The 5,111-nt window shown below is 69.0% G+C and carries 8 protein-coding genes and 1 pseudogene; 4 read left to right on the top strand and 5 right to left on the bottom strand.

The features are described from left to right. Positions 1 to 116 precede the first annotated feature (116 nt). The 5 genes from ETD86_RS52425 to ETD86_RS52405 all read right to left on the bottom strand — a co-directional run bounded on the left by ETD86_RS52425 (position 117) and on the right by ETD86_RS52405 (position 3,461). Positions 117 to 821: a sensor histidine kinase gene (locus ETD86_RS52425; protein WP_170223777.1), complete on the bottom strand. Its 705-nt coding sequence runs from the start codon at positions 819 to 821 to the stop codon at positions 117 to 119. 325 nt (positions 822 to 1,146) lie between these two features. Next, positions 1,147 to 1,437: an antibiotic biosynthesis monooxygenase family protein gene (locus ETD86_RS52420; RefSeq protein WP_138674079.1), complete on the bottom strand. Its 291-nt coding sequence runs from the start codon at positions 1,435 to 1,437 to the stop codon at positions 1,147 to 1,149. Next, positions 1,434 to 2,351 (bottom strand): amidohydrolase family protein, encoded by a 918-nt coding sequence (locus ETD86_RS52415; protein ID WP_138674078.1) that lies wholly within the window; start codon positions 2,349 to 2,351, stop codon positions 1,434 to 1,436. Before ETD86_RS52415 ends, ETD86_RS52420 begins: the two co-directional genes overlap by 4 nt. Positions 2,352 to 2,355: 4 nt before the next feature. Then, positions 2,356 to 3,096 (bottom strand): SDR family oxidoreductase, encoded by a 741-nt coding sequence (locus ETD86_RS52410; RefSeq protein ID WP_138674077.1) that lies wholly within the window; start codon positions 3,094 to 3,096, stop codon positions 2,356 to 2,358. Then, positions 3,093 to 3,461: a SchA/CurD-like domain-containing protein gene (locus tag ETD86_RS52405; RefSeq protein WP_138674076.1), complete on the bottom strand. Its 369-nt coding sequence runs from the start codon at positions 3,459 to 3,461 to the stop codon at positions 3,093 to 3,095. Before ETD86_RS52405 ends, ETD86_RS52410 begins: the two co-directional genes overlap by 4 nt. A gap of 147 nt (positions 3,462 to 3,608) precedes the next feature. On the opposite strand from ETD86_RS52405, the gene ETD86_RS52400 reads away from it, so the two are divergent. The 4 genes and pseudogenes from ETD86_RS52400 to ETD86_RS52385 form a co-directional block, all read left to right on the top strand. Further along, positions 3,609 to 4,337: an SDR family NAD(P)-dependent oxidoreductase gene (locus ETD86_RS52400; protein ID WP_138674075.1), complete on the top strand. Its 729-nt coding sequence runs from the start codon at positions 3,609 to 3,611 to the stop codon at positions 4,335 to 4,337. Between the two features lies 1 nt (position 4,338). Then, positions 4,339 to 4,665 (top strand): antibiotic biosynthesis monooxygenase family protein, encoded by a 327-nt coding sequence (locus ETD86_RS52395; RefSeq protein ID WP_138674074.1) that lies wholly within the window; start codon positions 4,339 to 4,341, stop codon positions 4,663 to 4,665. Next, positions 4,662 to 4,973 carry an antibiotic biosynthesis monooxygenase family protein gene (locus ETD86_RS52390; RefSeq protein WP_138674073.1) on the top strand — a complete coding sequence of 104 codons (312 nt, stop codon included), beginning with the start codon at positions 4,662 to 4,664 and terminating at the stop codon, positions 4,971 to 4,973. Before ETD86_RS52395 ends, ETD86_RS52390 begins: the two co-directional genes overlap by 4 nt. After that, positions 4,973 to 5,111, top strand: a pseudogene (locus tag ETD86_RS52385) (sulfate adenylyltransferase subunit CysD); the annotation flags it as partial. The gene ETD86_RS52390 and the pseudogene ETD86_RS52385, both read left to right, overlap by 1 nt.

The raw sequence follows: 5,111 nt of genomic DNA, 5'->3' as shown, positions 1-5,111 counted from the left end.
GCCCCCCACGTAAACCCTCCAGTGCCTCCACCCCATTGGCCGCCTCACCCACCACCACCACATCAGCCACATCATCGAACGTCGCCCGCAGCCCCCTGCGAACCAACGGCTGATCGTCAACGATCACCAGACGCACGCTCATGCACCCTCTCCTCGGTAGGTAACCAGGCCCTGATCAGAAAGCCCCCATCGGTCAATGGACCACATTCGAACCCACCACCTGCCGCGACCACTCCTTCTCTCATACCGAGCAGGCCGTAACCGGCCAGCTGATGCACGTGCTCGGCCAGCTCGCCCGCGCCGCTGACCACGCTCACCTCCAGCTCGTCACCCCCGAAACCGAGATCGACGCGCACGGGCAGGCCTCTGCCGTGCTTGAAGGCGTTCGTCAGGCCCTCCTGGACGAGCCTGAGCACCACGTCCCTGATACGCCCGTCCACCTGGTGCTCCACACCTCTGACCGCGAACCGCACGGCGGCGGCGTCGCTCGGCAGGTTGGAGATCAGGGCGGCGACCTGCGCCGACAGCGGCGCGGGCCGGTCGGGCACGGGCCGCTGCTTGCTGCCGCGCAGCACGCCGATGGCCGTGCGGACCTGGCCGAGAATGTCGCTCACCGTCTCGTCGATGGCCTCGGCGATCGGCCTGGTCTGCGGTGCGAGCGCGGGCAGGCGCCGGGCGTGCATGGCGATGACGAGCAGCCCGTGTCCCAGCCCGTCGTGCAACTCCCTGGCGATGCGCCGCCGTTCTTCGAGCGTGTCGGCGGAGGCGGGACGCCGGCTCACGGCGCGCCGCCTGGTCAGCCAGATCCCCGCGGCGATCAACAGCCCGATTACGATACCGAGCAGGAACTCGGCAATATTGGGCCCGGGTACGACTACGACTTTCTGCAGACACGTCAGCGTAGTCACCCCCGTCCTTCCCCGAAGAGGCCGGCGCGCTAATTCTTGATAACCGTGACAAAACGATCACATACGGCAAAGCCCCCGTGATCACGCAAGCCCAACATTATGAGCATTTATGGCCTAAAACAAGAAGTAAATCACCTAACACTGGGTTATAAAACTCCTTACTAAACCAGGGTTTTCGGGCATGGTAAATGCCGCCTTCGCGGAGGCGGCATATCCATGGGGCACGCTCGGCCGGGAATCAGTGATGATGCAGGATGCGCTGCACCTCCATCCGGGCCGAGGTACGCAGCCTCCGCAGGCCGGCCGTCAGCTCGTCCTGCTCGGGGCTGCGCTCGAAGCGGCGGAAGGACTCCTCGTCGGACCAGTCGGACGTGATGACGAAGGCGCCGTCGGCTGCGCAGAGGGACTGCCGCAAGCAGCCGGGCTGCTCCCGGGCCCAGGAGGCGACCTGTTGCCAGGCGAGTTCGAACTCCTCCGCCCGGGCCGGCGGCACCGCCATGGTCAGCACGGCCCGCACCGGCCCGCTCATGCCCGCACCCCCAGCCCGAACACGCGCTCGGCGTTCGCCGCCAGGGCGCCGGCCTCCAGGTCGGAGACGAGCCCCACCATCCGCTCCAACTCGCCCATCAGCGGCGGCGCATCCGTCCCGAACAGCACCTGATCCGCCCCGAAGAAGTCGAGGTTGGCCCGCAACTGTGCGCGGTTGGGACACGAGGTGTCCACTAGGACCCTGCGCAGCGACCGGCTGGGCAACCATCGGGGCGCCTGCTCCTCGCGGCCGGGCCGCGGCGCCATGGCCAGGTCGAGCTTCTCCGCCAGCATGCCCAGCGCGCCGCCGCCGCCGGGCGCGATGAGCTGGAGTCCGGGATGGCGTTCGAGCCGGCCCGCGCACACGAGGGCCGCGACCCCCATGGTGACGTCGTTCAGCCGGGCCAGGTGCTCGACCACACCGGGTCCCAGGTCCAGGACCGCGTCCGTGCCCACCGGCTCGGCCGGGGGATGCAGGAGCACCGGCACGCCGGCCTCGGCGGCGAAAGCGAAGAAGTCATCCGCCCGCGGCGAGCTGAGGAACCGGCCCTCGACGCTGGTGTTGACGATGAGCCCGACGAACTCGGGCTCAGCCAGCAGCTCGGCCGCCTGGCCCAGCATCGCCTCGCCCGCGAAGGGGTCGAGGTAGGCGTAGCAGCGCAGGTGGGCGGGGTGCCGCCGGGCGAGCTCGGCCAGTGCCTCGTTGTGCGCCCGTACGGTGGCGGCGTCCTGCTGGTAGTTCGCGGCCCCCGTGCCCGGCAGCATGGAGCCGGCTCCCACCGGGCTGCCGATGATCGTCATCTCGACGCCGAGGGCCAGCTTGGCCTCGATCATCGCCTCCGGGTCGTGCAGTCCCGGCGGCCCGCCCGCCCGTTCGCCAGGCGGCGCCAGGTGGCCGTGCACGTCGATGAGCATGTGATCAGCCCGCCTTCGGTGGCGGGCCGGCCAGCGCGCTGCTGAATCCGAACCTTCCCATGACCGGGACCAGGCCGCCGTACAGGCCGTCGGCGCCCTCCCCGGTCAGGAACGCCACCGCACGCGCGACCAACTCCGGCGTGATCGCCTGGTCGAAATCCACGTGCGGCCGCTCCTGCCTGGCCTGCGGCGTGTCGGCCATCGTCATGATCACCGCGTTGGCGTGGATGCCCCGGTGCTTCACCTCGTGCGAGAGTGCCCGCATCCAGGCGAGCAGCGCCGCCTTGGCGGCCGCGTACCCGCCCAGCGCGGCCAGCGGCTCGCTCGCCAGCGGCGAACCGAAGAACACCAGCCGGCCACCGTTGCCGAGATGAGGGAGGACGGCCTGCGTCGCATGGACGGCGGACAGGAAGTTGGCCCGCATCAGCCGGTCGTAGTCCGCGACCCGGGTGAGGAAGACGGGTCCGGCGTGGAAGCTCCCCACCATGTGGATCAGCCCGTCGAGGCGGCCCAGCCGGGACAGCGCGGCCTCGGCCGCTGCGGTCGCGCCCTCCTCGGTCGTCACATCCGTGGCGAACGTCTCGATCCGGCCCGGCGTTCCGTACGTGCGCTCCAGCTCGGCCAGGCGCGCCTCGTTCCGGCCGGTGAGCAGCAGCGCGTCGCCCCGCTTGGCCAGCAGCGCGATCGTGGCCTCGGCCACCGGCCCGGTTGCGCCGGTGATCAGGAACGTCCCACCCTCGCTCATGCCTCCACGTCCTCGAGCGGGGCCAACCGGGTGGTGATGTGCTCCATGCCCATGCGCAGGAAGAACTCGCGGGCGCCCTCGGGGGTGTTCGCGCTGCGCCGGTCCTCGTCCACCACGTACTTGTCCAGCTCGCTCTCCACGTACTGGATGCTGGGGTCCTGTGCGATGTGCGCCATGAGCGAGGGCACATCGCCCTCGATCTCGATCATCCGGACCACGATGCCGTCCTTCATGAAGACGGACGTGCTGAGCATCCTGGTGCCGTCGGCCGTCACCCGCACCGGGGGCGCGTAGTTGGCGAGCAGGTCGCGGACCTTGTCCTCGGTGCCTGGCTTGATCCTGAACATGATGGCCAGTCGCTGCATGGTGATCCTCCATGGTCGATCTGATTCAGCGCCAGCCTGACCCGGCCCCCCGACGGCCGTCTTCCCGCTGACGTACCGATCGCGGCCTCCCCTGCACGGGGGAGGCGACGTTCCACGGGTGGTAGACAGCGTTGATAGGCAGGGAACATGGACATCCGACTGGACGGCAAGACCGCTCTCGTGACGGGCGGCACCCGAGGAATCGGCAGAGCGGTGACGCTCGGGCTGGCCAGGGCCGGCGCCGACGTGTGCGCCTGTTATCGCACCGAATCGGACGCGGTGGAGAGCCTCGCGCGCGAGCTCAAGACGACCGGCGGCGACCACCGCCTCATCAAGGCCGACGTGGCGGACCCCGCCGAGGTCACCAGGCTGATCGAGGAGTGCGGATCCGCCTTCGGCCACCTCGACGTCGTGGTGAGCAACGCCGGGGCGATCTCCCACATCCCCTTCCCCGATCTCGAACTGGACGAGTGGCGGCGGATCATCGACACCAACCTGACCGGGGCGTTCACCGTCACGCAGCAGGCGCTGCCGCTGCTGCGGCCCGGGTCGTCCCTGATCTACATCGGCTCGAAGGTGGCCATGGTCGGGCTGCCCCTGCGGGCCCACTACACGGCTTCCAAGGCAGCGCTGGTCGGCTTCGCCCGAACCCTCTGCAAGGAGCTGGGCCCGCAGGGCATCCGGGTCAACGTGGTGGCGCCCGGGATCATCGACACGACCGATCTTCCTTCCGAGCGCACCGCCCAGTACCAGCGGATCATCAGCCTTGGCCGCCTGGGCCGGCCCGAGGAGATCGCCGGCGTGGTCGCGTTCCTGGCCAGCGACCTGGCGAGCTACATCACCGGCGAGACCATCAACGTCGACGGAGGTACCTGACATGACCAGCCCCGGCTTCCGCGTGATGCTCAAGATGCACATCCACAGCGGCATGGAGGAGGAGTTCGAGAAGGTCTGGCGGTCGGTGGGAGCCGCCGTCACGGATCATCCCGCCAACCTCGGTCACTGGCTGATGCGCAGCACGAGCGAGGAAGGCGTCTACTACATCAGCAGCGACTGGGTGGACGAGCAGCGGTTTCGGGAGTTCGAAGAGAGCTGGGAGCATGGCGAGCACCGCGCGCTGCTCCATCCCTATCGCGAGTCGGCCACGATCTCGACCATGCACGTGGTGGGTCACCTGCTCAAGTCCGGCGAGGAGGTCGGATGAGCCCGTCGAAAGTGCGGGTGCTGCTCTGGTACCGCGCCTCGGAGGGCGAGGAGCAGCAGCTCATCGACGCCTTCCACGCGATCAGCGGCACGTTGCGGGGCACGCCCGGCCTGCTGGGCAGCGAGCTGTGGCGCCCCGCGCACGACACGGCCGACTTCGTGGTGGTCAGCGAGTGGGAGAGCAGGCAGGCGTTCGAGACGTGGGAGCGGGGCAGTGCCCACAAGGCGGACACCGCGCCGCTGCGGCCGTACCGTGACCCGCGGCGCGAACGGCCGTTCATGCTGCTCGACGTGGTGGCAGCCTACTGATGCCACCGCATGACTACACGACGTCGCAGCTTGACGTGCTCGAAGCCGAGGCCATCCACATCATGCGAGAGGTGGCCGCCGAGTTCGAACGTCCGTGTCTGCTCTTCTCCGGGGGCAAGGACTCGATCGTCATGCTCC

The sequence above is a fragment of the Nonomuraea turkmeniaca genome, assembly GCF_005889735.1.
GTDB lineage: Bacteria > Actinomycetota > Actinomycetes > Streptosporangiales > Streptosporangiaceae > Nonomuraea > Nonomuraea turkmeniaca.
Note: the sequence above shows the minus strand (reverse complement) of the source record. Positions and strands in the feature narration are given on the sequence as shown.

Bases quoted from the DNA above. Each gene is read 5' to 3' on its own strand.
- ETD86_RS52420 (WP_138674079.1), bottom strand. From the start codon at position 1,437: ATGAGCGGGCCGGTGCGGGCCGTGCTGACCATGGCGGTGCCGCCGGCC.
- ETD86_RS52405 (WP_138674076.1), bottom strand. From the start codon at position 3,461: ATGCAGCGACTGGCCATCATGTTCAGGATCAAGCCAGGCACCGAGGAC.
- ETD86_RS52400 (WP_138674075.1), top strand. From the start codon at position 3,609: ATGGACATCCGACTGGACGGCAAGACCGCTCTCGTGACGGGCGGCACC.
- ETD86_RS52390 (WP_138674073.1), top strand. From the start codon at position 4,662: ATGAGCCCGTCGAAAGTGCGGGTGCTGCTCTGGTACCGCGCCTCGGAG.
- ETD86_RS52415 (WP_138674078.1), bottom strand. From the start codon at position 2,351: ATGCTCATCGACGTGCACGGCCACCTGGCGCCGCCTGGCGAACGGGCG.
- ETD86_RS52395 (WP_138674074.1), top strand. From the start codon at position 4,339: ATGACCAGCCCCGGCTTCCGCGTGATGCTCAAGATGCACATCCACAGC.
- ETD86_RS52410 (WP_138674077.1), bottom strand. From the start codon at position 3,096: ATGAGCGAGGGTGGGACGTTCCTGATCACCGGCGCAACCGGGCCGGTG.